The organism is Streptomyces sp. NBC_00075 (assembly GCF_045041225.1).
GTDB classification, from domain to species: domain Bacteria; phylum Actinomycetota; class Actinomycetes; order Streptomycetales; family Streptomycetaceae; genus Streptomyces; species Streptomyces adonidis.
The window spans coordinates 9,830,063-9,855,241 of record NZ_CP108243.1 but is presented as its reverse complement, the minus strand read 5'-3'; the positions used below and the strand labels follow the sequence as shown (position 1 = coordinate 9,855,241).

24 protein-coding genes are annotated in these 25,179 nt (G+C 70.2%); 16 read left to right on the top strand and 8 right to left on the bottom strand.

Features of this window, described 5'->3' with window-relative positions:
* Positions 1–67 precede the first annotated feature (67 nt).
* From OG787_RS43165 to OG787_RS43155, 3 genes are all read left to right on the top strand, one after another.
* A complete protein-coding gene (locus OG787_RS43165; RefSeq protein WP_405538937.1) occupies positions 68–2,119 on the top strand; it encodes a glycoside hydrolase in 2,052 nt (683 codons plus the stop codon).
* A 124-nt stretch (positions 2,120–2,243) separates the two neighbouring features.
* Positions 2,244–2,609 (top strand): DUF779 domain-containing protein, encoded by a 366-nt coding sequence (locus tag OG787_RS43160; protein WP_369037092.1) that lies wholly within the window; start codon positions 2,244–2,246, stop codon positions 2,607–2,609.
* A gap of 88 nt (positions 2,610–2,697) precedes the next feature.
* Entirely contained in the window at positions 2,698–3,933 is a 1,236-nt protein-coding gene (locus OG787_RS43155) for a phosphodiester glycosidase family protein (protein ID WP_369037091.1), read from the top strand.
* Between the two features lie 26 nt (positions 3,934–3,959).
* On the opposite strand, the gene OG787_RS43150 is transcribed toward OG787_RS43155, so the two are convergent.
* The 6 genes from OG787_RS43150 to OG787_RS43125 form a co-directional block, all read right to left on the bottom strand.
* Positions 3,960–4,154, bottom strand: a complete 195-nt coding sequence (locus OG787_RS43150) for a hypothetical protein (RefSeq protein WP_369037090.1) — start codon at positions 4,152–4,154, stop codon at positions 3,960–3,962.
* A 113-nt stretch (positions 4,155–4,267) separates the two neighbouring features.
* Complete coding sequence (locus tag OG787_RS43145; protein ID WP_405538936.1) at positions 4,268–5,131, bottom strand: phosphatidylinositol-specific phospholipase C/glycerophosphodiester phosphodiesterase family protein; 864 nt, start codon at positions 5,129–5,131, stop codon at positions 4,268–4,270.
* Positions 5,132–5,366: 235 nt separating this feature from the next.
* On the bottom strand, positions 5,367–6,458 hold the full coding sequence (locus OG787_RS43140) for an acyl-CoA dehydrogenase family protein (protein ID WP_405538935.1): 1,092 nt from the start codon (positions 6,456–6,458) through the stop codon (positions 5,367–5,369).
* Positions 6,455–7,642 carry an acyl-CoA dehydrogenase family protein gene (locus OG787_RS43135; RefSeq protein ID WP_369037087.1) on the bottom strand — a complete coding sequence of 396 codons (1,188 nt, stop codon included), beginning with the start codon at positions 7,640–7,642 and terminating at the stop codon, positions 6,455–6,457. Before OG787_RS43135 ends, OG787_RS43140 begins: the two co-directional genes overlap by 4 nt.
* On the bottom strand, positions 7,639–8,625 hold the full coding sequence (locus OG787_RS43130; RefSeq protein WP_405538933.1) for an NADPH:quinone oxidoreductase family protein: 987 nt from the start codon (positions 8,623–8,625) through the stop codon (positions 7,639–7,641). Before OG787_RS43130 ends, OG787_RS43135 begins: the two co-directional genes overlap by 4 nt.
* 117 nt (positions 8,626–8,742) lie before the next feature.
* Positions 8,743–9,360, bottom strand: a complete 618-nt coding sequence (locus OG787_RS43125; protein WP_369037085.1) for a helix-turn-helix domain-containing protein — start codon at positions 9,358–9,360, stop codon at positions 8,743–8,745.
* 77 nt (positions 9,361–9,437) lie between these two features.
* On the opposite strand from OG787_RS43125, the gene OG787_RS43120 reads away from it, so the two are divergent.
* The 5 genes from OG787_RS43120 to OG787_RS43100 all read left to right on the top strand — a co-directional run bounded on the left by OG787_RS43120 (position 9,438) and on the right by OG787_RS43100 (position 14,381).
* A complete protein-coding gene (locus OG787_RS43120; protein ID WP_405538932.1) occupies positions 9,438–10,361 on the top strand; it encodes an NAD(P)/FAD-dependent oxidoreductase in 924 nt (307 codons plus the stop codon).
* Positions 10,362–10,604: 243 nt separating this feature from the next.
* Positions 10,605–12,143, top strand: coding sequence for an ATP-dependent DNA ligase (locus OG787_RS43115; RefSeq protein WP_405538931.1), 1,539 nt, complete (start codon positions 10,605–10,607; stop codon positions 12,141–12,143).
* Between the two features lie 74 nt (positions 12,144–12,217).
* The gene (locus OG787_RS43110; protein WP_405540754.1) at positions 12,218–12,631 is read left to right on the top strand and encodes an NUDIX domain-containing protein; all 414 of its coding nucleotides are present in this window, start codon (positions 12,218–12,220) and stop codon (positions 12,629–12,631) included.
* Positions 12,632–12,718: 87 nt separating this feature from the next.
* The gene (locus tag OG787_RS43105; protein ID WP_405538929.1) at positions 12,719–14,113 is read left to right on the top strand and encodes an NADP-dependent succinic semialdehyde dehydrogenase; all 1,395 of its coding nucleotides are present in this window, start codon (positions 12,719–12,721) and stop codon (positions 14,111–14,113) included.
* Positions 14,114–14,138: 25 nt separating this feature from the next.
* Positions 14,139–14,381 (top strand): DUF6213 family protein, encoded by a 243-nt coding sequence (locus tag OG787_RS43100; RefSeq protein WP_369037035.1) that lies wholly within the window; start codon positions 14,139–14,141, stop codon positions 14,379–14,381.
* A 75-nt stretch (positions 14,382–14,456) separates the two neighbouring features.
* Here OG787_RS43100 and OG787_RS43095 read toward each other — a convergent pair whose 3' ends face one another.
* Complete coding sequence (locus tag OG787_RS43095; protein ID WP_369037034.1) at positions 14,457–15,683, bottom strand: acyl-CoA dehydrogenase family protein; 1,227 nt, start codon at positions 15,681–15,683, stop codon at positions 14,457–14,459.
* A gap of 171 nt (positions 15,684–15,854) precedes the next feature.
* Between OG787_RS43095 and OG787_RS43090 the strand changes: the two genes are divergently transcribed.
* Positions 15,855–16,499, top strand: a complete 645-nt coding sequence (locus OG787_RS43090) for a TetR family transcriptional regulator (RefSeq protein ID WP_369037033.1) — start codon at positions 15,855–15,857, stop codon at positions 16,497–16,499.
* Between the two features lie 56 nt (positions 16,500–16,555).
* Here OG787_RS43090 and def read toward each other — a convergent pair whose 3' ends face one another.
* Positions 16,556–17,110, bottom strand: a complete 555-nt coding sequence (gene def, locus OG787_RS43085) for a peptide deformylase (protein ID WP_369037031.1) — start codon at positions 17,108–17,110, stop codon at positions 16,556–16,558.
* A 147-nt stretch (positions 17,111–17,257) separates the two neighbouring features.
* Between def and OG787_RS43080 the strand changes: the two genes are divergently transcribed.
* From OG787_RS43080 to OG787_RS43050, 7 genes are all read left to right on the top strand, one after another.
* Positions 17,258–18,496, top strand: coding sequence for a MurT ligase domain-containing protein (locus tag OG787_RS43080; protein ID WP_369037030.1), 1,239 nt, complete (start codon positions 17,258–17,260; stop codon positions 18,494–18,496).
* 37 nt (positions 18,497–18,533) lie between these two features.
* Complete coding sequence (locus tag OG787_RS43075; RefSeq protein WP_105969560.1) at positions 18,534–19,265, top strand: type 1 glutamine amidotransferase; 732 nt, start codon at positions 18,534–18,536, stop codon at positions 19,263–19,265.
* A 200-nt stretch (positions 19,266–19,465) separates the two neighbouring features.
* The gene (locus tag OG787_RS43070) at positions 19,466–20,491 is read left to right on the top strand and encodes a 6-phosphofructokinase (protein ID WP_369037029.1); all 1,026 of its coding nucleotides are present in this window, start codon (positions 19,466–19,468) and stop codon (positions 20,489–20,491) included.
* 123 nt (positions 20,492–20,614) lie between these two features.
* Positions 20,615–21,568, top strand: coding sequence for a cytochrome c oxidase assembly protein (locus OG787_RS43065; protein WP_369037028.1), 954 nt, complete (start codon positions 20,615–20,617; stop codon positions 21,566–21,568).
* A gap of 180 nt (positions 21,569–21,748) precedes the next feature.
* Positions 21,749–23,014, top strand: a complete 1,266-nt coding sequence (locus OG787_RS43060) for a DUF6777 domain-containing protein (protein WP_369037027.1) — start codon at positions 21,749–21,751, stop codon at positions 23,012–23,014.
* A gap of 77 nt (positions 23,015–23,091) precedes the next feature.
* Positions 23,092–24,963: a protein kinase domain-containing protein gene (locus tag OG787_RS43055; protein WP_405538928.1), complete on the top strand. Its 1,872-nt coding sequence runs from the start codon at positions 23,092–23,094 to the stop codon at positions 24,961–24,963.
* 13 nt (positions 24,964–24,976) lie between these two features.
* Positions 24,977–25,147: a hypothetical protein gene (locus OG787_RS43050; RefSeq protein WP_369037025.1), complete on the top strand. Its 171-nt coding sequence runs from the start codon at positions 24,977–24,979 to the stop codon at positions 25,145–25,147.
* Positions 25,148–25,179: the final 32 nt, after the last annotated feature.

Sequence of the window (25,179 nt, the reverse complement as noted above, 5' to 3'; positions counted from 1 at the left end):
GCTCCCGCGTACGGGGTGCGGGCACGGCGGTCCACCGCAGCGACCACATCTGAGTTGGGAGCACACGTTGGCACGCCGTACCCGCACACGACACCTGCTGGGAGTCGTCGGCATCACCGCTCTGGCCACCTCGGCCGCCCTGATCAGCGCGCCCTCGCCGGACGCGCAGGCGGCGGCAGAGGCCGCGGTCCCGTCCGTCACCGTCACCCCCGATCCCTCGTACAGCCAGGAGAAGTTCGAGGGCTGGGGCACCAGTCTGGTCTGGTTCGCCAACGCGACCGGCGACTATCCCCCGGCGATCCGCGAGAAGCTCGCGAAGCTGCTGTTCGGTGACGACGGGCTGGCGCTGAACATCGCCCGCTACAACATCGGTGGCGGCAACGCCCCCGACGTGAAGGACTATCTGCGGGCCGGCGGGGCCGTCGAGGGCTGGTGGAAGGCGCCCGCGGGCACCACCCGCGAGGACACCGACTGGTGGAGCGCCGACGACGCGGCCGACTGGAACCCGAACGCGGACGAAACCCAGCGATGGTGGGTGGAGCGCATCAAGAAGGACATCACCCACTGGGAGACGTTCAGCAACTCGCCGCCCTGGTTCATGACGGAGAGCGGCTATGTGTCCGGTGGCTTCAACGCCAACACCGACCAGCTGAAGGCGAGTTCGGTCGACGACTTCGCGGCCTACATGGCGGGCGCGACGAAGCGTCTGGAGAAGGCCGAGGGCATCAAGGTCGACACCGTCGACCCGTTCAACGAGCCCAACACCGGCTACTGGAGCACCCGGCTGGGCACGGACGGCCAGCCCGTCGGCGGCCGTCAGGAGGGTGCGCACATCGGCCCCGCGCTCCAGGAGAAGGTCCTGGCCGCACTGGCGCCCGAGCTGAAGAAGGCCAAGGTCAAGGCCGAGATCTCGGCGATGGACGAGACCAACCCGTCGATCTTCGCGAACAACTGGAACTCGTACGCGCAGGTGTCCAAGGACCTCGTCGACCAGATGAACGTCCACACCTACGGCACCGGCCAGCGCACGACCGTGCGCGACCTCGCCAAGGCGGCCGACAAGCCGCTGTGGATGAGCGAGGTCGAGGGCGACTGGGGCGACGGGCAGAGCTTCACGGACATGCGTCCGGGTCTCGGGCTCGCCCAGCAGATCGTGAACGACCTGCGTGAACTGGAGCCCTCCGCCTGGGTGTTCTGGCAGCCGGTCGAGGACTACGACAACATGAAGCCGGGCGGCGAGTCCGCCAAGGGCGGCAACTGGGGCAGCATCCAGCTATCGTTCAGCTGCAAGTCCACGGACACGCTGGAGTCCTGCCCGATCTACACGAACACCAAGTTCGACACCGCCCGCAACTTCACGCACTTCATCAAGCCGGGCGACAAGCTGATCAAGGTGGACGACACCTCCAGCGCCGCCGCCGTGACCAAGGACGGCAAGGGTGCCTCGCTCGTCCATGTCAACAGCACCACCGCGGCCCGTGACGTCACCATCGACCTGTCCAAGTTCCGCACGATCAAGGGCAACGCGACCGTCACGCCGACCGTGACCAGCGCCGACGGCAAGCTTCAGCAGCAGGCCCCGGTCAAGGTCGTCGACGGCAAGGCCACGTACACCGTCCCCGCCCAGTCCGTGACCTCCTTCGCGATCAAGGGCGTCTCGGGTGTCGCGAAGAACGCCGGCCTGTTCAGCAAGGGCCACTCCTACACCCTGACCGGTGTGCAGAGCGGCAAGGCGGTGACCGTCGCGGCCAACGGCACGAACCTGGTCATCGGCTCGGCCAACGGCACCGTCGCCCAGGACTGGCAGCTCGACGCCCGGCACGGCGACAAGGGCGCCCGCCAGCGGTACGTGTTCGCCAACCCGGCCGAGGGCAAGCGCCTGGCCGTCCGCGACAACGTCCCCGTGGTGGAGCCCGACACGGGCGAGCGCGATCCGGCCACCGAGTGGGTCATGTCGTCCACCGGTGACGGCACCTGGACCCTCGTCAACTGGGCCACCGGCCGCCTTCTGGAGGTCGGCGGCCAGGCCACCAACGAGGGTGCCGCCGTCACGACCTGGCAGGCCAACTCCGGCTCGAACCAGCGCTGGCGGATCACGGACGTGACCGACCAAAGCTGATCCGGCAGTTCGCATCCGTATACGAAGGCCGTCTCTCCGTACGGGGAGGCGGCCTTCCGCGTGTCCAGGGCGTCGGAGGCCGCCCGCAACCCTCTCGCAACGTCGCACGGAGTTCACTGAACCCGTGGAAACGCCCGAGAAGGACCCGCGCGTCGAACTGACCCCGGCCGCCGCCGACCTGCTGCGGCGACTGCACGGGATGCACGGCCCGCTGATGTTCCACCAGTCCGGCGGCTGCTGCGACGGCAGCGCGCCCATGTGCTACCCGGAGGGCGAGTTCCGGACCGGCGGTTCGGACATCCAGCTCGCCGAACTGACGGTCGAGGGTGTCGCCGAACCGGTGACGTTCTGGATGTCGCGCAGCCAGTTCGAGCTCTGGAACCACACCCGCCTCATCGTGGACGTCGTACCCGGCCGGGGCAGTGGTTTCTCACTGGAGGCACCCGAAGGAGTGCGTTTCCTGATCCGTTCCCGTGTAGTCGACGGATAGCCCCCGCAAGCCCCCCGCACGGCTCATCGTCATCTGGTGCACTTCCCTTGCGTCCTGGGACAGTTGACGAGACATCAGGGGGGTCTGAATGCGTGGAAGCGAACGGTTCAGAACGGGCAGAACAGCACTCTCACTAGTCACGGCACTCGGAACGCTGGCCGGCGCGGCCCTGATCGGGGCGGCACCGGCCAGCGGCGCGCCGAGTGCCGTTCAGATCGCGCCAGGCGTGCGCTATTCGCAGTTCGACATCTCGGCGGCCAAGGGGCTGACCCACGCCCACCTGCTGAGCGTCGACCTCGCCAACGCGCGGGTCCGGCTCAACCTCCTCTACCCGGGAGCGGTGGCGGCACGGTCCGCCGTGTCGAAACTGGCCAACGCCAAGGGCGCCGTCGCGGGCGTCAACGGCGATTTCTTCAACATCAGCGAGGTCCAGCATCCCGGGGTCGCGGCCACCGGCGCGTCCGTGGGCCCCGCCATCGCGAGCGGCGTGGTCCTCAAGGCGGCGGTGCCGAAGGGCCAGCGCTTCGGTCCCGCGATGCCGCCCGGGGTCACCACCAGGGCCGTTCTCGGGGTGGGCACCGACCGGAAGGCCCGGCTGGACACCCTCACCCTGACGGGCAGCGTCGGCACGCCCGTGGGACGGTTCAACCTCGGCGGCCTCAACCAGTACGCGCTGCCGGTGGGTTCCATCGGCGCGTTCACCCCGGCCTGGGGCAGCGTCTCCCGGGCACGGGCGGTGTGCGGCACGGACACCAACCGGGCCGCGCCGTGCAGTACGGACACGTACGAGGTCACAGTGCGGCGCGGCAAGGTCGTACGGATGGCGAACTCCCCCGGCAAGGGGGCCATCGGCGCCAACACCACCGTCCTCGTGGGCCGGGAGGCGGGCGCGCAGCAGCTGCGGAAGCTGTTCGTCGGCGCGAAGGTCACGGTCAAGAGCGGTCTCGTGGCCTCGACGAGCAGTGTCCCGTACCGCTTCGCGCTCGGCGGCTACCCGGTGCTGAAGGGCGGCCAGCCGTTGGCCGGCCTCGACTCCACCACCTCCGCCGTGCGCACCGCGGCGGGCATCGCGAACGGCGGGCGCAAGCTGCTGCTGCTCGCGGTGGACGGTGCGGCCAGGTACCGCAGCGGCCTGACGGTCGCCGAAGTCGCCGCCACGATGCGGAAGTTGGGCTCGGTCGACGCCTTCAACCTGGACGGCGGCGGCTCCACGACCCTCGTCGCCAGACCATCGGGGGCGAGCAAGGTCACCGTACGCAACCATCCGACCGGCGGCGCCGAACGCCCCGTCCCGAACGCGATCGGAGTCTTCACCACGTCCTGAACGACGTCCTGAACGACGTCCTGACGTCAGGGTCTCAGGCTGCTCACCATGTCGGCCGTGGCCGTGATCCCGCTGTGGATGGTCGGTGCCACGTTCGTACCGGCCAGGGTGAAGCCGAGCAGGACACAGACCACGGCATGGCTGGGCTTCAGCGCTCCGTTGCGCAGGAAGACCACCGCCAGGATCAGGAGCAGCACCACAACAGAGATGGACAGGGCCATCGTCAACCTCCTCCGCCACGCGCACTTCGCGGCTTTCGGCCGCAAGTGTGGCGTAGCGGAGGGTTGGTCCGGGCGGCTGACATGACGGCCGAACGTGTGGTCTCTGGCAAGTCCTACGGCGTCCCGTTCGCGTCGAGGAACGCTTCGAGCCCGGCCAGGTCGTCCGTGTTGAGGTAGTCGACGCCGGCGGCGAGGAGTTCGCCCCACAGCGCGTCCCGGGCGGGTCCGGCCACATCGGGCGTGGCCCAGAAGCGCACCTGCTGCCCGCGCTTGTGGGCCGTCGAGACGATGTTGTTCAGCTTGGCGCGTTCGGCGTCGGGGAACGTACCGACGCCCAGCCAGGTGAAGTTGAGCGTCCAGTTGTCGGAGATCAGCGGCACGAAGGAGGCGGGCGCCGAGGTGCCGAGGTCGGCGAGCCGCCCGTCGTAGAAGGCCCGCCGTACGCTCTGGGCCTCCATGGGCACCCGGGCGGCACGGTCGCCGGAGATCACGGCGGTGACCGGGCCGGGGTGGACGCGGCCGTGGGCGTACGTCGTGAACAGGCTCCGGTAGCGGCGGAGATGGCGGTCGAGTTCGAGATACGTCGACGAACCCTCGGTCTTGATGTCGATGAGGAGCTGGAGCGGCCGACGGTAACCCCGGTACACGGAACCGTGGTTGGCCTTGACGCGGGCGGCCAGGGTGTCGAGGTAGAGGGATTCGAGGGTGCGGGCGGGGTCGAGATCCTGGGGGTCGTGGGCGACGAGGAGCTGATCGCCGACGAGGTAGATGTCGGCCTCGACGCTGCCGAAGCGGTGGTCGAGGGCGTCGAGGAGGGGACGGGGATGCTCGTAGTCGTTGTGGGCGTGCGCGCGCCACAACGGGCGCGGACCGTACGTCGGTTCGCCCGCGAGGGCACGCGCGGCGGGCAGGGCGACGGTGCCCACGACGGCGGCACCGAAGGCGGTGAGGGCTCTACGACGGGTGGTGAGGGCCATGCGCTGCCTCCCTGGCTGGAGATCATGTGGGGCTGACTCCGGAGCTGGCTGAGGTAAGGAGCCTCCGCGAGTATGAGGGGCGGGCGGGGGCCAGCAGCAGTGCCTGGGAAGGGAGTTGGCCGGACTGCCGCTGTGTGTTCACCACTGACTCTGCGTGTTCATTTCATCGGCACCGGGCACACGAAAAGGCCCGCCCCGGGCAGGGGCGGGCCTTCGCGGCCTTGCTGCGGGTACGTCAGGGGGCGCGCAGATCGACCAGTTCGGCGAGGGCGGCGCGGTGGCCGCCCGCGGTGCCGTAGGCGATCGAGTCGGCTTTGGCGCGCTTGAGGCAGAGGTGGGCCGGGTGCTCCCACGTCATACCGATGCCGCCGTGCAGCTGGAGCGCCTCCTCGGCGGCGCGGACGGCGACGGGGGCCGCGTAGGACTGGGCGACGGCGACCGCGACGTCGGTGTCCGCGCTGCCGGTGGCGAGGGCGTCCGCGGCGCCCCGGGCGGCGGCGCGCAGGCTGACGACCTCCAGCCAGAGCTGGGCCAGCCGGTGCTTGACGGCCTGGAAACCGCCGACGGGCCGGTTGAACTGCTTGCGGTCCTTCAGATAGCGCACGGTCTCGGTCAACGCCCAGTCGGCGAGCCCGAGTTGTTCGGAGGCGAGCAGTCCGGCCCCGGCCCGCAGCGCACGCCGTACGGCGGGTTCGGCGTCGCCCAGCAGCCGGGCCGAGGCGCCGTCGAGGACGACGGTGGCGACCGGCCGGGTGAGGTCGAAGGAGACCTGTGGGGTGACGGTGACAGCGTCCGAGCCGGTGTCCACGGCGTACAGCCCGCCGTCGTCGGCCGGAACCAGCAGCACATCGGCGACCGCCGCGTCCGCGATGCCGGTCAACTCGCCGTGCAGCAGGCCGCCTTCGTGGACGACGACCTTGTAGGCGCCACCGGGAGCCACGTTCAGCGCGACGGCGAGGGCGCCGATCGTACGGCCGGAGGCGAGCGCGGTGACCAGTTCACCGGCCGCGTCACCCGTACCGGCCAGCAGCGCCTCCGTGGCGACGACGGCACTGGTCAGGTACGGAACGGGTGCGACGGCACGCCCCAACTCCTCCAGCACGACGGCGACTTCGCGGTGCGAGGCACCCTGGCCGCCCTGCGCCTCCGGCACCAGAAGACCGGCCAGCCCCATCCCCTCGGCGAGGGACTTCCACAGGGAGAGGTCGTGCGGGGCGTCCGTCTCCATGCGGGTGATGACGCCGGCGGAGTCGCAGTGGTCGGTGAGCAGATCCCGGACGGCGGCGCGCAGCGCCTCTTCCTCCTCCGAGTACAGAAGATCGGTCATCGGGCGAGGTCCTTCCAGGCGACGTCCTTGTCGGTGCGCGGCTCGCTGGGCAGGCCCAGGACACGCTCGGCGACGATGTTCAGCAGGACCTCGCTGGTCCCGCCCTCGATGCTGTTGCCCTTGGAGCGGAGGTAGCGGTAACCGGCGTCCCGGCCGACGAAGTCCACCAGTTCGGGCCGGCGCATGGTCCAGTCCTCGTACAACAGGCCTTCCTCGCCGAGGAGTTCGACCTCCAGGCCGCTGATCTCCTGGTTGAGGCGGGCGAACGCGAGCTTCATACCGGCACCCTCGGGGCCGGGCTGGCCCGCGACGAGCTGCTGCCGCAGCCGCTCACCGGCGAGCCGGGCGACCTCGGCGTCGACCCACAGCTTGAGCAGCCGCTGATGCAGATCGTGGGTGCGCAGCTCGGGCCGCTCGCGCCAGGTCTTGGCGACCGGCCCGATCATGCCGCCCTCGCGGGGCAGCCGCATACCGCCGATGGCCACGCGCTCGTTGTTCAGCGTGGTCTGCGCGACCCGCCAGCCGTCGCCGATCTCGCCGAGGCGATGGGCGTCCGGGATCCGGACGTCGGTCAGGAACACCTCGTTGAACTCGGCCTCACCGGTGACCTGCCGCAACGGCCGCACGTCGACGCCCGGGTCGGTCATGTCGCAGACGAAGTACGTGATGCCCTTGTGCTTGGGCACGTCGGGATCGGTGCGCGCGATGAGGATCGCCCAGCGGGCGAGATGGGCGCTGGACGTCCACACCTTCTGCCCGTTGACGACCCAGTCGTCCCCCGACCGAACGGCCCGGGTACCGAGCGCGGCGAGGTCGGACCCGGCCCCCGGCTCGCTGAACAGCTGGCACCAGACCTCCTCCCCCACCCACAACGGCCGCAGGAACCGCCGCTTCTGCTCCTCGGTGCCGAAGCCGAGGATGGTGGGCGCGGCCATGCCCAGCCCGATGCCGATGCGCCGCGGGTCGTTGTCGGGAGCCCCGGCGGCCTCCAACTCGGCGTCCACGACGGCCTGGAGGGAACGCGGCGCACCGAGCCCGCCCAGCCCCTCCGGGTAGTGCACCCAGGCGAGCCCGGCGTCGAAGCGGGCCTTGAGGAAGTCGAGCCGATCGGTACTGGCGGGCGGATGAGCGGCCAGCAACTCCTTGGTGAGCCGGGTGAGTTCAGTGGCGTCGACGACGGTCATGCGGCGGCTCCGTTCTCCGGGGAGGGCAGGGCGGGCAGCACGGCGACCCGGCCGGTGGTGACACCGTCGGCGACGCGCTGCACGGCGGCGGAGGCCCCGCTCAGCGGCACGCGCTCGCTCACCAGCGGCTTGATGGCGCCCCGGTCGGCCAGTTCGGTGAGCTGCTCGTGGCAGTGCTGGACCAGCTTGGGGTTCTTGGTGTTGTACAGCCCCCAGTGCAGCCCGAGGATCGAGTAGTTCTTCACGAGGGCGTGGTTGAGCGCGGGGCTGGGAATGTCCCCACTGGCGAACCCGACAACGACGATCCGCCCCTCGAAGGCGACGACCTTGGTGGACTGGGTGTAGGCGTCACCGCCGACGGGGTCGTAGACGACATCGACGCCCCGCCCCCCAGTGGCTTCCTTCACTGCCCCGACGACGTTCTCCGTACGCCGGTCGATGACGACGTCACAGCCCAGCTCCCGCGCCACGGACACCTTTTCGGCCCCGCCGACGACGCCGATGACGGTGGCTCCGGCGGCCTTCCCGAGCTGCACGGCGGCGCTGCCGACCCCGCCCGCGGCGGCGTGCACGAGCAGCGTCTCACCGGCCTCCAGGGCGGCCCGCCGATGCAGCCCGAACCAGCCGGTCTGATACCCGATGAGGAGGGAGGCGGCCTCGGCGTCGTCAAGCGACTCAGGGGCGGCGAACAGCCCACGGGGATCCGCCACCACATACTCGGCGAACCCGCCGAAGGGCAGCACAGGATTCCCGATCACCCGGCGCCCGTCCTCCGTCTCACCGCAGATCTCCACCCCCGGGGTGAACGGCAGCGGCGGCCTGACCTGGTACTCCCCACGGCACATCAGCACGTCCGGGAAGTTGATGGTCGCGGCACGCACCTTCAGCAGCACCTGGCCCTCACCGGGCACCGGCCGCTCCACCTCGCCGAGGACCATCACCTCGCTCGGCTGACCGTTCTGGTGCACTTGCCATGCCTGCATGGGGGGCCTCCACGGAACTGCGCTCGTCCTGTTCACCTGACCGGGCTCGATCGCATACTAAGCGGTCGCTTGCGCATCAGGGAACCGTCGGGACCGGGTCCTGAACAGTCGCGTGCGTCACGACCGCGAACCCTTCGAACGGGTCGGCCGCGCCCGTACGTGCATCCGCTCCCCCTGCGGCCCGAACAGGCTGAGAAACTCCGCGGGCCCCTCCCCCACCGTCCCGAACCAGTGCGGCACCCGTGTGTCGAACTCGGCGGCCTCCCCCGCCCCCAGCACCACGTCATGCTCCCCGAGCACGAGCCGCAGCCGCCCCGACAGCACGTACACCCACTCGTACCCCTCGTGCGTACGCGGCTCGGGCTCTTCGTTGCTCGCAGGCAGGATCACCTTGAACGCCTGGAGCCCGCCCGGCTGCCGGGTCAGCGGAAGATACGTCCGCCCGTGCCGCACGATCGGCTTGGCCCGTACGCGTGGATCGTCGACGGCAGGAGCCCCGACCAGTTCGTCGAGCGCGACGCGATGGGCACGAGCAATCGGCAGCAGCAGCTCCAGGCTGGGCTTCCGCAGCCCGGACTCCAGCCGCGACAAGGTACTGACGGAGATCCCGGTGGTGGCCGACAGCCCGGCCAGCGTGGCCCCCCGCTCCTTGCGGATCCGCCGCAGGCGGGGGCCCACCTCGGCAAGAACATGGCCGGTGTCGTCACTGGTCTCATCCACACGTGTCTCGTCCACGCCTCCATTGCAGTTTCGGCAAAGATGTTTGTCAATGCGGCAGCGGACGGGCGACGGTCGTGGTGGAGGTGGTCACCATGACCCAGCAGCACGAGAGCGAGTCGTACGAGGTCGTCGTCATCGGAGGCGGCGCGGCGGGACTGTCGGCGGCACTGGTCCTGGGCCGGGCTCGCGTTCGCACCCTCGTCATCGACGCGGGCGAGCCGCGCAACGCGCCCGCGGCGCACACGCAGGGCTATCTGACCCGGGACGGCATGGCGCCTGCCGAGTTCCTGGCGGTGGGGCGGGCGGAGGTCGCGGGGTACGGGGTGGAGCTGGTGGAGGACAGGGTGGTGGGCGTGGTCAGGGGCGAGGACTTCACCGTGACGCTGGCCAGCGGCGACCGGACGGTGCGCGCCCGGCGGCTCGTCGTCGCGACGGGCCTGCGGGACGAACTCCCGGCGGTACCGGGCGTCGCGGAACAGTTCGGGCGGGATGTGCTGCACTGCCCGTTCTGCCACGGCTGGGAGGTGCGGGACCGGGCGTTCGGGGTGCTGGCCTCGACGCCGGCGAGTGTGCATCAGGCGGTGCTGGTGGCACGGTGGTCGGAGGACGTGACGCTGTTCCTGCACACGGTGCGGGAGGAGGAGCTGACGGAGGAGGACCGGCGCAGGCTGGGCGGGGCGGGGGTGAAGGTGGTCCCGGGTGAGGTGGAGTCCCTGACGACGGAGGCGGACCGTCTGTCCGGGGTACGCCTGACGAACGGCACGACGTACGCCCGCGAAACGGTGTTCGTCGCGCCACGGCCCGTCCCGCGCAACGCCCTGTTCGAATCGCTGGGCACCGAACTGACGGAGACCCCGTTCGGCACGTACCCGAAGGTCGACGCGACGGGCCTGACGACCGTGCCGGGTGTCTGGGCGGCGGGCAACGCGATCGGGTTCGGGGAGCAGGTGATCCATGCGGCGAGCGGGGGTTACCGTGCGGCAACGGCCATCGTGGCGGACCTGGTGTTCGAGTAGGTTTCCTCGCCCCCGCCGCCCCTCCCCGTCCCATCCTCGGGGGCTGCGCCCCCGAACCCCCTTTGTCCTCAAACGCCGGACGGGCTGACAAACCAGCCCGTCCGGCGTTTGAGGACGAGGCCGTTCAGGCCGAAAGGGGGGGTCTGGGGGCGCAGCCCCCAGGGATGGGAACGGGTAGGGGCGGCGGGGGCGAAACAAAGCCGTCCAGGTGTGAACCCGCCACCCCCGTTGCACCATGGCTCCATGCTGCTCACCCGGCTGGCCCAGGTATCCCAGGAGGTGGCCGCCACCTCCGCCCGTACCCGCAAGATCGCCCTGCTCGCCGAACTCTTCCGGGACGCCGCCCCCGAAGACGTCCCCATCGTCATCCCCTACCTCGCGGGACGCCTCCCCCAGGGACGCCTCGGCATCGGCTGGAAAGTGCTGGACCAGCAAATCCCCGCCGCCCCCGAACCCTCCCTCACCGTCCGAGACGTCGACGCCCGCCTCACCACCATCGGCACCGTCACCGGCCCCGGCTCCCAGGCCGAACGCAAACGCCTGGTCGGCGAGCTGCTGGCCGCGGCCACCCCGGACGAGCAGCGCTTCCTGTTCGGGCTCATCACCGGCGAGGTGCGGCAGGGCGCACTCGACGCGGTCGCCGTCGAAGGGCTGGCGGTCGCGACCGACGCACCGCCCGCGGACGTACGCCGGGCCGTGATGCTCGCGGGCGCCATCCAGCCCGTAGCGCAAGCCCTTCTCGCCGAAGGACCGACAGCCCTCGCCCGCTTCCGCCTCACCGTCGGCCGCCCCGTCCAGCCCATGCTCGCGCACACCGCCACCTCGATCGCAGAAGCCGTCGAGAAGCTCGGCGCCTGTGCCGTCGAGGAGAAACTGGACGGCATCCGCGTCCAGGTCCACCGCGACGGCGACGAGATACGCCTCTACACCCGCACCCTCGACGACATCACCGACAGACTCCCCGAAGTGACCGCCGCCGCAAGGACGTTGAGGGGCGAGCGGTTCATCCTGGACGGTGAGGTGATCGCCCTCGACGCCGCCGGACGGCCCCGCTCCTTCCAGGAGACCGCCGGCCGCGTCGGCTCACGCGTGGACGTGACGACGGCGGCCCGGGAGACCCCCGTCTCCCCCGTCTTCTTCGACGCGCTCTCGATCGACGACCACGACCTCCTCGACCTCCCCTTCGCCGAACGGCACACCGCACTGTCCCGCCTCGTCCCCGAGCCGATGCGCGTACGCCGGCTCCTCGCCGGCGGCCCGGCAGACATCCCCGCCGCCGGGAAGTTCCTGGCCGACACCCTCGCGCGCGGCCACGAAGGTGTCGTCGTCAAGGCCCTCGACGCCCCCTACAGCGCAGGGCGGCGCGGTGCCTCCTGGCTGAAGGTGAAACCCGTCCACACACTCGACCTGGTCGTCCTGGCCGCCGAGTGGGGCCACGGCCGCCGCACCGGCAGGCTCTCCAACCTCCACCTCGGCGCCCGCAACCCCGACGGGTCCTTCGCCATGCTCGGCAAGACCTTCAAGGGCATGACCGACGCGATGCTGACCTGGCAGACCGAGCGGCTCCAGGCGCTGGCGGTCTCGGACGACGGCTGGGTGGTGACCGTACGGCCGGAACTGGTCGTGGAGATCGCGTACGACGGTCTTCAGCGGTCCACCCGCTACCCGGCCGGCGTCACCCTCCGCTTCGCCCGCGTGGTCCGCTACCGCGAGGACAAGACCCCGGCCGAGGCCGACACCGTACAGACCCTGCTGGCCGCACACCCGGAGGCGACAAAGTGACAGCGAAGGCGAAGGCCAACGGGAAGCGCAGCGCCGGGCTGTTGCTGTTCCGGCGGGCCGCGCCCGATACGGAGATGGAGATCCTCCTCGGGCACATGGGCGGGCCCTTCTTCGCCCGGCGCGACGCCGGGGCCTGGACGATCCCCAAGGGTGAGTACGTGGACGGGGAGACCCCCTGGGACGCGGCCCGCCGAGAGTTCGAGGAGGAGCTGGGGCTGGCGCCGCCGGACGGTGAGGCCGTGCCGCTGGGTGACGTACGGCAGGCCGGTGGGAAGGTCGTCACGGCGTGGGCGATCGAGGCCGATCTCGATCCGGCCGCTGTCGTGCCGGGCACATTCCGGATGGAGTGGCCGAGGGGGTCGGGGCGGGAGCAGGAGTTCCCCGAGCTGGACCGGGTCCAGTGGTTCACGCTGGAGCGGGCGCGAGCCGTGATCGTGTCGGCCCAGACCGGGTTTCTGGACCGGCTGGCGGAGCACTCGGGGCGTTGAGAGACCGTGCCGGTGGTCGGCGTACACGTTGCGGGGGCCATCCGCGCGCGGGAAGGTCGAAGGACAGCCCTCAGGCAGGAGACCAGCATGCCCATCGCGACGCTGAACCCGGCGAACGGCGAGACCATCAAGACGTACGAGGCCATGGGCGGCGAGGAGATCGAGCGCAGGCTCGCGACCGCCGAGGCGGCCTTCCGCACCTACCGCACGACCGGCTTCGCCGAGCGCGCCCGGCTGCTGCACCGGGCCGCCGACCTGCTCGACGAGGACCGGGACGACATCGCCCGCACGATGACGGTCGAGATGGGCAAGCCGGTCACCCAGGCCCGCGCGGAGGCCGCGAAGTGCGCGAAGGCGATGCGCTGGTACGCCGACCATGCCGAGGGGCTGCTTGCCGACGAGGTGCCTGCCGAGGCCGACGTCAAGGACTCCGGCGCCTCCCGGGCCCTGGTTCGCTACCGTCCGCTCAGTCCGGTGCTCGCGGTGATGCCGTGGAACTTCCCGCTCTGGCAGGTGGTCCGCTTCGCGGCGCCGGCGCTGATGGCGGGCAACGTGGGTTTGCTCAAGCACGCCTCGAACGTGCCGCAGACGGCCCTCTACCTGGAAGACCTGTTCCGCCGGGCGGGCTTCCCCGAGGGCTGCTTCCAGACCCTGCTGATCGGTTCGGGGGCGGTGGAGAAGATCCTTCGTGACCCCCGTGTTCGGGCGGCCACGCTCACCGGGAGCGAGCCGGCCGGGCGTGCGGTGGCGGCCGTCGCCGGGGACGAGGTCAAGAAGACGGTGCTGGAGCTGGGCGGCAGCGACCCGTACATCGTCCTGGCGTCCGCGGATGTCGACCGGGCCGCGCAGGTCGCGGTGACTGCGCGTGTGCAGAACAACGGGCAGTCGTGCATCGCCGCCAAGCGGTTCATCGTGCACACGGACGTCTTCGACGCGTTCGCGGAACGCTTCTCGACGGCCATGGCCGCGCTGAAGGTCGGCGATCCGCTGGCCGAGGACACGCAGGTCGGCCCGCTCGCGAGTGAACGGGGCAGGACCGACCTGGAGGAACTCGTCGACGAGGCCGTCGAGAGTGGTGCGACGGTTCTGTGCGGTGGCGAACGCCCCGAGGGCCTCACGGACCACGGCTGGTACTACGCGCCGACCGTCCTCACCGACATCACGACCGAGATGCGCATTCACCGGGAGGAGACGTTCGGCCCGGTCGCGACGCTCTACCGCGCGGCCGATCTGGAGGAGGCGTTGGCGATCGCCAACGACACGCCTTTCGGGCTGAGTTCGAATGTCTGGACCCGCGACGAGGCCGAGGTGGACCGTCTCGTACGGGATCTTGACGCGGGCGGTGTGTTCGTCAACGGGATGACCGCGTCCCACCCGGCGTTCCCCTTCGGCGGGGTGAAGCGGTCCGGGTACGGGCGTGAACTGTCGGGACACGGAATCCGCGAGTTCTGCAACATCACCACGGTATGGCACGGAGCGTGAGCGTTCCGCGGCTACGATCCCCCCTGTGAACCGCGAAGTGACTCTGCCTCTGATCGTCGACGACCGCGGCACGTTGCAGGTGGCCGCCTCCGACGTCAGCAAACTGCTGCGCACGGTCGGGGGTCGCTGGCTGCACCTCGTGGAGGCGGGCCAGGACAACCTCGACGAGGACACGGTGGCCGCCCTGACGATCGAACTGGCCAAGCTGGCCGACCGGATCGACGTGGCGTGCATCGCCCACAGCAGCGGCAGCAGTGCTTCTGGATAGGGGCTGCGGTCACCAACCTGCTTTTAGGGGCGCGGGGAACTGCGCGACCAGCCCCCACGGCCCGCAGCCGACGCACTACCGAATCGGCATCCCCGACAAGGTCCGAGCAATCACCAACCGCTGAATCTCACTCGTACCCTCAAAGATCGTGTAGATCGCCGCATCCCGGTGCATCCGCTCGACCGGGTACTCCCGCGTGTACCCGTTCCCCCCGAGTATCTGAATCGCCTGCCCAGTGACCTTCTTCGCCGTCTCACTCGCGAACAGCTTCGACATCGACCCCTCCGCCGCGGTGAACGGCTTCCCGCTGATCGCCATCCACGACGCCCGCCACGTCAGCAGCCGCGCCGCGTCGATGGACGTACGCATGTCGGCGAGCTGGAAGGCGACCCCCTGGTTGTCGATGATCGGGCGCCCGAACTGCTCCCGGGTCTTGGCGTAGTCGAGGGCGACCTCGTACGCGGCCCGGGCGGTGCCCACCGCCATCGCGGCCACGGCGGGCCGGCTCGCCTCGAACGTCGCCATCGCCGCGTTCTTCACGCGCTCGCCGCCGGACTTCGCCCGCTCACGGGCCCGCGCGAGGCGCTCGTCGAGCTTCTGCTTGCCGCCGAGAAGGCAGGAGCCGGGGATGCGGACGTTCTCCAGGACGACCTCGGCGGTGTGCGAGGCACGGATGCCGTGCTTCTTGAACTTCTGGCCCTGGGACAGGCCGGGCGTGTTCGGCGGGACGATGAAGGAGGCGTGCCCCTTGGAGCCCAGCTCGGCGTCGACGACGGCCACGACGACGTGGACGTTGGCTATGCCGCCGTTGGTCGCCCAGGTCTTCGTGCCGTTGAGGACCCACTCGTCCTTGGCCTCGTCGTACACGGCACGCGTGCGCATGGAGGCGACGTCGGAGCCGGCGTCGGGCTCGGAGGAGCAGAAGGCGGCGACCTTGACGTCGTTGGCGTCGCCGTACATCTGGGGGATCCAGGTGCCGATCTGCTCCTCGGTGCCGTTGGCGAGGACGCCCACGGCGGCGAGGCCGGTGCCCACGATGGAGAGGGCGATGCCCGCGTCGCCCCAGAAGAGTTCCTCCATGGCCATCGGGATGCCGAGGCCGGTGGGGTCGAAGTACTGCTGGGCGTAGAAGTCCAGGGAGTAGATGCCGACCTTCGCGGCCTCCTGGATCACCGGCCAGGGGGTCTCCTCGCGCTCGTCCCATTCGGCGGCGGCGGGCCGGATCACATCGGCGGCGAACCCGTGGAGCCAGTCGCGAACCTCCTTCTGTTCGTCGTTGAGCTCCATGGTGAATTCGGCCATGACCCCTCCAGTGCTGCACTAGCATGTTACCTGCGGTAACTGGAGTCTGTTACCCGTCGGTAGGAAAAGTCAACTCCCGGACCACGGTCGGCAGCCCGTTCGATGGGCATCGACCGATGAGTGTTAGTTTGCGCAGGCGTCACCGATATCAGCACGGGGTGGGGAGAGACCATGGAATCCACGCAGCAGACCGATCAGCAGCGGTCGGCCGACCGTCGTCGGCGCGAGCTGCTGGAGGCCGCGGACCGGGTGGTGCTGCGCGACGGACCCGGCGCCTCGATGAACGCCATCGCCGCCGAGGCGGGCATCACCAAGCCCATTCTCTACCGGCACTTCGGTGACAAGGGCGGACTCTACGCCGCCCTGGCCAAGCGGCACACCGATGCCCTGCTCAACTCGCTGCGGGCCGCGCTGGACGCGCCGGCGGAACGGCGGGAGCGGGTGGAGGCCACGTTGGACGCCTACCTCGCGGCGATCGAGGCGCGGCCTCAGGTGTACCGGTTCCTGATGCACCCGGCGGACGGGGTGTCACCCGGCGATCCCGGGTTCGATGTGGGGAAGCACGCGTTGCCGTTGCTGCGGTTGATGGGTGAGGAGTTGGCCCAGGTGATCGAGGATCGGTTGGATCTCGGTCCCGGGAGTCAGCAGTTGGCTCGGGTGTGGGGGCACGGGATAGTCGGGATGATGCATGCGGCCGGCGACTGGTGGTTGGGGGAACGGCCGTGCTCTCGGGCTGAGTTGGTGCGGAGTTTGGCTGATTTGCTGTGGGGACGGTTGGCTGCGGCTGGGGATCGCATCGGGGGTCCGGGGTTCTGAGGGTTGTGTGTCGGGTGCGGGCCCGGTGGGGGCTGGTCGCGCAGTTCCCCGCGCCCCTAACCAAGCTCCCCTGCCCGGTACCAATTTGCTCGGGTCGCCTTTCGCATCAGCCTGCTGTGGCGCCAGCCACTCAGCCTGTCCGCGTACACGCCGCCCTCCAGATGATCCATCTCGTGCTGGAGGCATCTCGCGAAGAAACCCGTGCCCACCACCCTCACCGGCTCCCCTGCCGTCGTGAAGCCCTCCACCACCGCCTCGTCGTAGCGTTCCGTGCCCGCCTCCAGGCCCGGGAGGGACAGGCAGCCCTCCGGGCCGCGCATCAGCAGGCCGTCCGCCTGCACCAGGCGGGGATTGACCACCTGCCCTACGTGGCGGACGTCCTCGTCGTCGGGGCAGTCGTAGACGAAGACCCGCAACGGGCGGCCGATCTGGTTGGCGGCGAGGCCCACGCCCTGGGCCGCGTACATCGTCGCGAACATGTCCTCGACGAGCGCGGCGAGTTCGGCGTCGAAGTGTGTGACTTCCGCGCAGGGGGTGTGGAGAACCGGGTCACCGAGCAGTGTCAGAGGGCGGACGCGGCCTCGCGTACCCGGGATGGAGCCTTGTCGCATGGCCGCAAGGGTACGGTCACCAAAGTCGCGCGGGCGCCGAGGTGGTGCCGCGATGCGGGTCCGGTGAACGGATCTCGATAGGCTGAGGTCCACACCACGTGGCCGGAGGCACAGGCGCGGCGCGTACGCAAGGAGGATCGAGATCTGATGGCAGGCAACTCGGACCCGCTCACTCCGCGGGCCAAGCTGGCCGTGACGGCCGGCAAGGCCGTTGCGGCGGCATCGCGTGCGGCAGGGCGCGGCAGCGGATCGGTGATCGGCGGCAAGGTAGCCCTCAAACTCGACCCCGACCTCCTCGCCCGGCTCGCCCAGAACCTCGACGTGATCCTCGTCTCGGCGACCAACGGCAAGACCACGACCACCCGGCTCATCGCGGAGGCCCTGCGCGCCGCCGGACCGGTCGTGTCGAACGCGCTCGGCGCCAACATGCCCGCCGGCATCACCTCGGCGCTCGCGGGCGGTTCGGACGCCAAGTTCGGGGTCATCGAGGTCGACGAGAAGTACCTCGCCGGGGTCGCCCGCGACACGGACCCCAAGTGCATCGCGCTCCTCAACCTCTCCCGCGACCAGCTCGACCGCGCCGCCGAGACCCGCATGCTCGCCGAGAACTGGCGTGAGGGGCTGGCCGGATCCAAGGCCGTCGTCGTCGCCAACGCCGACGACCCGCTGATCGTGTGGGCCGCCTCCTCCTCCCCGAACGTGATCTGGGTCGCCGCCGGGCAGATGTGGAAGGACGATGCCTGGTCCTGCCCGTCCTGCGGTGGCGTGATGCAGCGGCCCGGCGACGACTGGTTCTGCGGTCAGTGCGGCTTCCGCCGGCCCACGCCGAGCTGGGCGCTCAGCGGCGACCACGTCCTCGACCCGCACGGGTCGGCCTGGCCGATCCACCTCCAGTTGCCGGGGCGCGCCAACAAGTCCAACGCGGCCGCCTCCGCCGCTGTCGCCGCCGTGTTCGGCGTACCGCCGCAGGTCGGTCTGGAGCGCATGTACCAGGTCCAGGCGGTGGCCGGGCGGTACGACGTCGTGCAGTTCATGCAGCGCGATCTGCGGCTGCTGCTGGCCAAGAACCCGGCCGGCTGGCTGGAGACGTTCTCCCTGATCGACCCGCCGCCGACCCCGGTCATCCTCTCGGTGAACGCGCGGGGCGCCGACGGCACCGACACCTCGTGGCTGTGGGACGTCGACTACACGCAGCTCACCGGGCACCCGATCTTCGTCATCGGCGACCGGAAGCTCGACCTCGCGGTCCGGCTCGAAGTGGCCAACCAGCACTTCCAGGTCTGCGAGAACGCCGACCAGGCCGTGCAGCTGGCGCCGCCCGGCCGGATCGAGGTCATCGCGAACTACACCGCCTTCCAGGATCTGCGCCGCCGCGTCGGCAACTGACCACTGCCGCCAACCGACCACTGAGGACGATCACTTCATGAGCGACAACCAGCTGCGTCTGGTGTGGATCTACCCGGACCTGCTCAGCACGTACGGCGACCAGGGCAACGCGCTCGTCGTGGAGCGCCGGGCCCGGCAGCGCGGCCTCGACGTGGCCCGCCTGGACGTGCGCAGCGACCAGCCGATCCCCACCTCCGGCGACATCTATCTGATCGGCGGCGGCGAGGACCGTCCGCAGCGGCTCGCGGCGGAACGTTTGCGCCGCGACGGCGGGCTGCACCGGGCCGTCGGCAACGGCGCGATCGTGTTCTCGGTGTGCGCCGGCTACCAGATCCTGGGCCACGAGTTCATCAACGACCTCGGCCAGCGCGAGCCCGGCCTCGGGCTCCTCGACGTGGTCTCGGTGCGCGGCGAGGGCGAGCGGTGCGTGGGCGACGTACTCGGAGACATCGACGCGCGCCTCGGACTGCCGCCGCTGACCGGCTTCGAGAACCACCAGGGCGTCACCCACCTCGGCCCCACCGCCCGCCCCTTCGCCAAGGTGCGGCTCGGCAAGGGCAACGGCACGGGGGACGGCACGGAGGGCGCGTACAACGACACCGTGTTCGGTACGTACATGCACGGGCCGGTGCTCGCCCGTAACCCGCTGATCGCGGACCTGTTGCTGAAGCTGGCCCTCGACGTCAACGCGCTGCCGCCGACCGACGACCGCTGGTACGAGGCGCTGCGCAACGAGCGGATCTCGGCGGCGCAGCAGCAGCCCGCCTGACCCGCCGCGCCCGCTGTTCGTACACCTGCCGTGCGCCTGCGCGTCACCGGCCCGTCTGACGGGGCATCCGCACAGGTGAGCGCAGGTGTCCAGCACGCGGACGGGTGCTACGGCCCGGGACCCCGCCGCCGGTATGGTGGCGGGGATCGAGCCGGACAGCGTGGTCCGGTCCTGGCCCACGTGGAGAAGGTTTTCGGGCGATGCGCATTGGTGTCCTGACGTCCGGCGGCGACTGCCCCGGCCTGAACGCCGTCATCCGGTCCGTCGTGCACCGCGCCGTCGTGGACCACGGTGACGAGGTCATCGGCTTCAGGGACGGCTGGAAGGGCCTCCTGGAGTGCGACTACCTCAAGCTCGACCTCGACGCGGTGAGCGGCATCCTCGCTCGCGGCGGCACCATCCTCGGCTCCTCGCGGGTCCGCCCCGAGCATCTGCGGGACGGCGTGGAGCGGGCCAAGGGGCATGTCGCCGAGCTGGGGCTCGACGCGATCATCCCGATCGGCGGCGAGGGCACGCTCAAGGCGGCCCGGCTGCTGTCCGACAACGGCCTGCCGATAGTCGGTGTCCCCAAGACCATCGACAACGACATCGCGGTCACCGACGTCACCTTCGGCTTCGACACGGCCGTCGGGGTGGCCACGGAGGCCCTGGACCGGCTGAAGACCACCGCCGAGTCCCATCAGCGCGTCCTGATCGTCGAGGTCATGGGCCGTCACACCGGCTGGATCGCCCTGCACTCCGGCATGGCCGCCGGCGCCCACGCCATCGTCGTCCCCGAACGCCCCTTCGACATCGAGGAGCTGGCCGCGCGCGTCGGCGCACGCTTCGAGGCGGGGAAGCGGTTCGCGATCGTCGTGGCCGCCGAGGGCGCGAAGCCGCGGGCTGGGTCGATGGAGTTCGACGAGGGCGGCAAGGATGTCTACGGCCATGAGCGCTTCGCCGGGATCGCTCGGCAGCTCTCCCTTGAGCTGGAGGAGCGGCTCGGGAAGGAGGCGCGGCCGGTGATCCTGGGGCATGTGCAGCGGGGCGGGACGCCTACGGCGTACGACCGTGTGTTGGCTACTCGGTTCGGGTGGCATGCGGTGGAGGCGGTGCACCGGGGGGAGTTCGGGCGGATGACCGCGCTTCGGGGGACGGACATTGTGATGGTGTCTCTGGCCGAGGCCGTGGAGACGTTGAAGACGGTTCCTGAGGGTCGGTACGCCGAGGCTGAGTGTGTGCTTTAGCCGTTGACGGTTGTTCGTCGGGTGCGGGTGCGTCGTGGCTGGTCGCACAGTTCCCCGCGCCCCTAAAAGCACCACCTTGCCCCCGGTTCACGTCGTGACCGGGGGCGGTTCTACTCTGGGGGGATGGAGCACAGCGGGCACGGTATGACCATGGATCTTCCACCCTTCACCTTGGGGCGGGGGCTCGGGTGGTCCGCTGATCCGTTCTTTCTTATTGCCTGTCTTGTCGGGCTCGGGCTGTACGCGTGGGGGGTCGTGCGGCTGACCCGGCGTGGGGACAAGTGGTCCGTCGGGCGGACCGTTTCGTTCGTGCTCGGGGTGCTGACCGTCATGCTCGTCATGTGCACCCGGCTCAACGACTACGGCATGGTCATGTTCAGCGTGCACATGGTGCAGCACATGGTGATCAGCATGGTCTCGCCCATCCTCATCCTGCTCGGCGCGCCGATCACGCTCGCGCTGCGAGCGCTGCCGGTCGCCGGGCGGGGGCGACGGAAGGGGCCGCGTGAGCTGCTGCTCGCGGTGCTGCACAGCCGGTACATGCGGATCGTCACGCACGCGGCCTTCACCATCCCGCTGTTCATCGCCAGCCTGTATGTCCTGTACTTCACGCCGCTCTTCGACTTCCTGATGGAGTCCAAGACCGGGCACATCGCGATGATGTGTCACTTCCTCGCCGTCGGGCTGATCTTCTTCTGGCCGATCATGGGCGTCGACCCCGGCCCCAACCGGCCCGGCTATCTCATGCGGATGCTGGAGCTGTTCGCAGGCATGCCGTTCCACGCGTTCTTCGGGATCGCGCTGATGATGGCGTCGGAGCCGATGGTCGAGGCGTACAAGAACCCGCCCGCCTCGCTCGGCATCGACGCGCTGTCCGACCAGAACGCGGCCGGCGGTATCGCCTGGGCGTTCAGTGAGATTCCGACCGTACTGGTGCTGTTGGCACTGCTGTTCCAGTGGTACGGCTCCGAGCAGCGGCAGGCCAAGAGGCAGGACCGGGCCGCCGACCGGGACGGCGACAAGGAACTCGAGGCGTACAACGCCTATTTGGCCTCGCTGAACGCACGCGGTCGCTGAATCAACTTTAATTCCCCTTGCCAGAAACACTTTCTCATTCAGTAGCATGGACTGACGTAACCGCCGGGGGGAGCGGGTATGACGCTTCATGCTTTCAGGAAACATGGACTTCAGCGGCTGGCAGTCGCACTGCTGTGCGTTCTATTTGCCAGTAGTTGCGACAGAGAGGCACCGCTGGCGGTGGTGAAGGCGGTGGCCTCGGGGGTGCCCTCCCTCGCGCCGTTCTTCGACGAGAACAGCGGTCTGGGCCAGGACGCCCAGGTGCGTTCGCAGCCCGCGCACGGCAGTAGCCTGCAGCAGGGCAGCACGCCCGGGCTGTACGGGGGCACGAGGAAGCCGACGGTCTGTGACGTCGACAAGCTGAAGAAATTCCTCACCGACCCCAGGAACAACAGGAAGGCCCAGGAATGGGCACGTGTGGTCGATATTCCGCAGTCCGGGATTCCCGCCTATCTCGACCGCCTCACGCCTGTTCTCCTGCGTCACGACACCCTCGTGAAGAACCACGACTACAAGAAGGAAAAAGCGGTCCCCTTCGACGCACTGCTCCAGGCCGGAATCGCGGTTCTCGTCGATGAGGCGGGAGTTCCCGCCGTGAAGTGTTCATGCGGAAATCCGCTGAAGCCGTTCAAGGGGGACACGGACCGTATTTCCGTCGAGTTCGAGGACGGCAACAAGAAGTGGAGCGACTACGACGCCGACGAGGTCGTGCTCGTACGTCCCGCACCCAGCAAGGTCGACCGCTTCGCCCTGGTCGACGTGGAGGAACCGGAACGGGGCATCTACCGCCAGACCGGCACAAAGGGTGAGGCCGACAAGGTCTTCGACACGCGCGAGCGACACCAGGTGCCATCACTCGCCGGGACGACCTTCGGCGCCGCGAGCAGCCAGTTGACCAACCTGGGCCTGGCAACCGCTTACGACACCGACGGCCTGCCCCCGTCGAACGCCACCGTCACCGGCTCGAACCCGGGCCCGGGGACCGCACTTCCCTTCGGCTCGTACGTCACGCTGAGCGTCCACATCGAGTCCGGCACCCCCGACAACGGCACGGGCGGCAGCGACGGAAACGACGTCACCACTCCCCCGGGGACGACGAGTCCGGGTTCCCCATCGACTTCGGCTCCGGGATCCCCTTCGACTTCGGCCCCGGGGCCCGGCACCCCGGCCCCCAGCAGCACCGTCCCGTCACCTCCGTCATCCGACCCCGGGACACCTGCTCCGTCCAGTGACGAGCCGACGCCTCCGACATCGGAACCACCCTCGTCCACCCCCGAAACCGGCCCCCCGACGGAGGACCCGACCCCCGAGCCACCCCCACCGCCACCGCCTCCCCCACCTCCGTCGAGCGACCCACCCAGCACACCCCCGGAAACGACCAGCGCACCCCCCGACCCACCGCCTCCCGAGCCGAGCTCTTCACCTACAGCCACCACCACCCCCTAGGGGCGCGGGGAACTGCGCGACAAGCCCCCACCGGGCCGCACCCGACAACGATCCGCCCACCCAGCGGGAGCCACCGGATGCCATCAGGATCACCCACCTCAGGAGTGGGCCGGGTAATCGCCGGCCGCTACCTCCTGCTCAACCAACTCGGCAGCGGCGGCATGGGCCACGTCTGGCTGGCCCACGACCAGAGACTCGCCTGCGAGGTCGCCCTCAAGGAAATCGTGTTCCGCGACCCCGCCGAGGCCTCGGCCGAACGCACCGCCCGAGTCGCCCGCGCCCGCGCCGAGGCCAGGCACGCGGCGGTACTCCGCGGCAACCCGAACGTGGTGACCGTCCACGACGTCCTGGAGCACGAGGGCCTGCCCTGGATCGTCATGGAGTACGTCGCGGGCGCCCTCGACCTGCGCGACCTCGTCGACATGCGCGGCCCCCTCGCCCCCGCCGAGTGCGCCCGTATCGGCCTCGCCGTCCTGGACGCGCTGACCGCCGGACACGAGCAGGGCATCATGCACCGGGACGTGAAGCCGGCGAACATCCTGCTGGCGCCGGACCGCACCGGGACGCCGTACGCCCGGGTCCTGCTCACCGACTACGGCATATCGGTGCAGCCGGACGCGGGCGAGACGCGGTACACGCTGTCGACCGCGCTCGTCGGCACGGCGGGCTATCTGGCGCCCGAGCGGGCCACCGGCGGGCCACCGACCGCAGCCGCCGACCTGTTCTCGCTGGGCTGCACGCTCTACTACGCCGTCGAGGGAATCGGGCCGTTCGAGCGGGAGACGCATCTCGCGGAGATCACTGCGGTGGTCATGGAGGAGCCCCGGAAGGCGGAGCGGGCGGGGGCGCTGGGGCCGCTCTTGGAGGCGATGCTCACCAAGGACCCGGCGCAGCGGATCACGGCGGCCCGCGCGGAGGCGGCGCTGGACCGCATCGTCACGCCTCAGGTCGACCCGTACGAGCGTACGAGGACGGACCCGGGCTCGATGCCGCCGTGGGGCGGTCCTGAGTTGCTGCACGGGCCTCAGCACGTGCCGGCCCTGCCTGGCCCCCCAGCACCCCCACCGCCCCCGCCCGGCTTCGGCCCACCGATCCCCCCACCGCCCCCGCCCCGTCGCCACCGCGCTCTCCCCGCCGCCCTGGGCGCCCTCCTCGGGGTCGCCCTGGCCGGTGTCGGGGTCTGGCTGACCCTGGGCGACCCGCCGGGCGGTGGCGGGCAGGGCGACGAGCAGACCGTGGCGAAGCCGTACGGCGATCCCGTGGGACTCGCCGTGCCGTTGGCGGAGGGCGACTGTGTGATCGCCGACTGGCCGGGCGGTACTCGCTTCACGGGGACGCCACGGCTGACCGTCGATCCGACGTGCCGGGACGCGCCGCCCGACGGGCAGGTGCTGGCGGTCGTGGACGCCGTGTCCGCCGCCGAGGCGCGGGAGCTGGGGCCCGCCGAGTGCGAGGAGCGGACCCGGGATCTGCGGGAGAAGCTGGCGGACGTACGCGGGTACGCCGTCGTGCCGGCCGAGGGCGGGTTCGAGGCAGCCAAGGGGCGTACGGCCTGTCTGCTGCTCGGTGCGCACGGGCCGGTGTACGGGCCTCTCGGGCCGTACCGCGAACCGGGGCAGGCGTTCCAGGACACGGCCACGATGCAGAAGCGGGACTGTCTCAAGGCGCCCTCCGGGCGGGAGGCCCGGCTGGTGGCCTGTACCGCGGAGCACGACGAGCAGGTCCTCGGATTCGCGCGGCTGGACGCCGGTGTCCCCTTCGAGAAGGCCCGGGACCTGTCGGACAGGGCCTGCGCGAAGGACGTGTCGCCGACCGACTACGGCTTCGATCCGTCGGTCTACGAGTCCGGGTCCTGGACGAGTCGCGGAGCGTGGGACTCCGAAACCCATTTCGTCGTGTGCACCGTCAGGAAGCAGAACGGGGGCACCATGGAGGGGGAAGAACCATGAGGAGGGTGTTGCGATGCCCGGTTCCACGAACGGTTCCACGAAGACCATGGGGGTGCTCACCGTAGGCGGGCTCGTCGCGGTGACGGCCTACACGGTGGCGCTCGGCAGCAACGGCTGGCTGTGGTTCGGCTGGGTGGTGCTGGGTCTGATCACCCTCGGGATGGTGGTCAGCCGGCCCACCTGATCCCCGTTCACCCGAATGGGCTAGCACAGTGC

Coding starts and splice junctions, on each gene's coding strand:
- OG787_RS43155 (WP_369037091.1), top strand. CDS start 2,698: ATGCGTGGAAGCGAACGGTTCAGAACGGGCAGAACAGCACTCTCACTA.
- OG787_RS43150 (WP_369037090.1), bottom strand. CDS start 4,154: ATGGCCCTGTCCATCTCTGTTGTGGTGCTGCTCCTGATCCTGGCGGTG.
- OG787_RS43145 (WP_405538936.1), bottom strand. CDS start 5,131: ATGGCCCTCACCACCCGTCGTAGAGCCCTCACCGCCTTCGGTGCCGCC.
- OG787_RS43140 (WP_405538935.1), bottom strand. CDS start 6,458: ATGACCGATCTTCTGTACTCGGAGGAGGAAGAGGCGCTGCGCGCCGCC.
- OG787_RS43135 (WP_369037087.1), bottom strand. CDS start 7,642: ATGACCGTCGTCGACGCCACTGAACTCACCCGGCTCACCAAGGAGTTG.
- OG787_RS43130 (WP_405538933.1), bottom strand. CDS start 8,625: ATGCAGGCATGGCAAGTGCACCAGAACGGTCAGCCGAGCGAGGTGATG.
- OG787_RS43120 (WP_405538932.1), top strand. CDS start 9,438: ATGACCCAGCAGCACGAGAGCGAGTCGTACGAGGTCGTCGTCATCGGA.
- OG787_RS43115 (WP_405538931.1), top strand. CDS start 10,605: ATGCTGCTCACCCGGCTGGCCCAGGTATCCCAGGAGGTGGCCGCCACC.
- OG787_RS43110 (WP_405540754.1), top strand. CDS start 12,218: ATGGAGATCCTCCTCGGGCACATGGGCGGGCCCTTCTTCGCCCGGCGC.
- OG787_RS43105 (WP_405538929.1), top strand. CDS start 12,719: ATGCCCATCGCGACGCTGAACCCGGCGAACGGCGAGACCATCAAGACG.
- OG787_RS43095 (WP_369037034.1), bottom strand. CDS start 15,683: ATGGCCGAATTCACCATGGAGCTCAACGACGAACAGAAGGAGGTTCGC.
- OG787_RS43090 (WP_369037033.1), top strand. CDS start 15,855: ATGGAATCCACGCAGCAGACCGATCAGCAGCGGTCGGCCGACCGTCGT.
- def (WP_369037031.1), bottom strand. CDS start 17,110: ATGCGACAAGGCTCCATCCCGGGTACGCGAGGCCGCGTCCGCCCTCTG.
- OG787_RS43080 (WP_369037030.1), top strand. CDS start 17,258: ATGGCAGGCAACTCGGACCCGCTCACTCCGCGGGCCAAGCTGGCCGTG.
- OG787_RS43075 (WP_105969560.1), top strand. CDS start 18,534: ATGAGCGACAACCAGCTGCGTCTGGTGTGGATCTACCCGGACCTGCTC.
- OG787_RS43070 (WP_369037029.1), top strand. CDS start 19,466: ATGCGCATTGGTGTCCTGACGTCCGGCGGCGACTGCCCCGGCCTGAAC.
- OG787_RS43065 (WP_369037028.1), top strand. CDS start 20,615: ATGGAGCACAGCGGGCACGGTATGACCATGGATCTTCCACCCTTCACC.
- OG787_RS43055 (WP_405538928.1), top strand. CDS start 23,092: ATGCCATCAGGATCACCCACCTCAGGAGTGGGCCGGGTAATCGCCGGC.
- OG787_RS43050 (WP_369037025.1), top strand. CDS start 24,977: ATGCCCGGTTCCACGAACGGTTCCACGAAGACCATGGGGGTGCTCACC.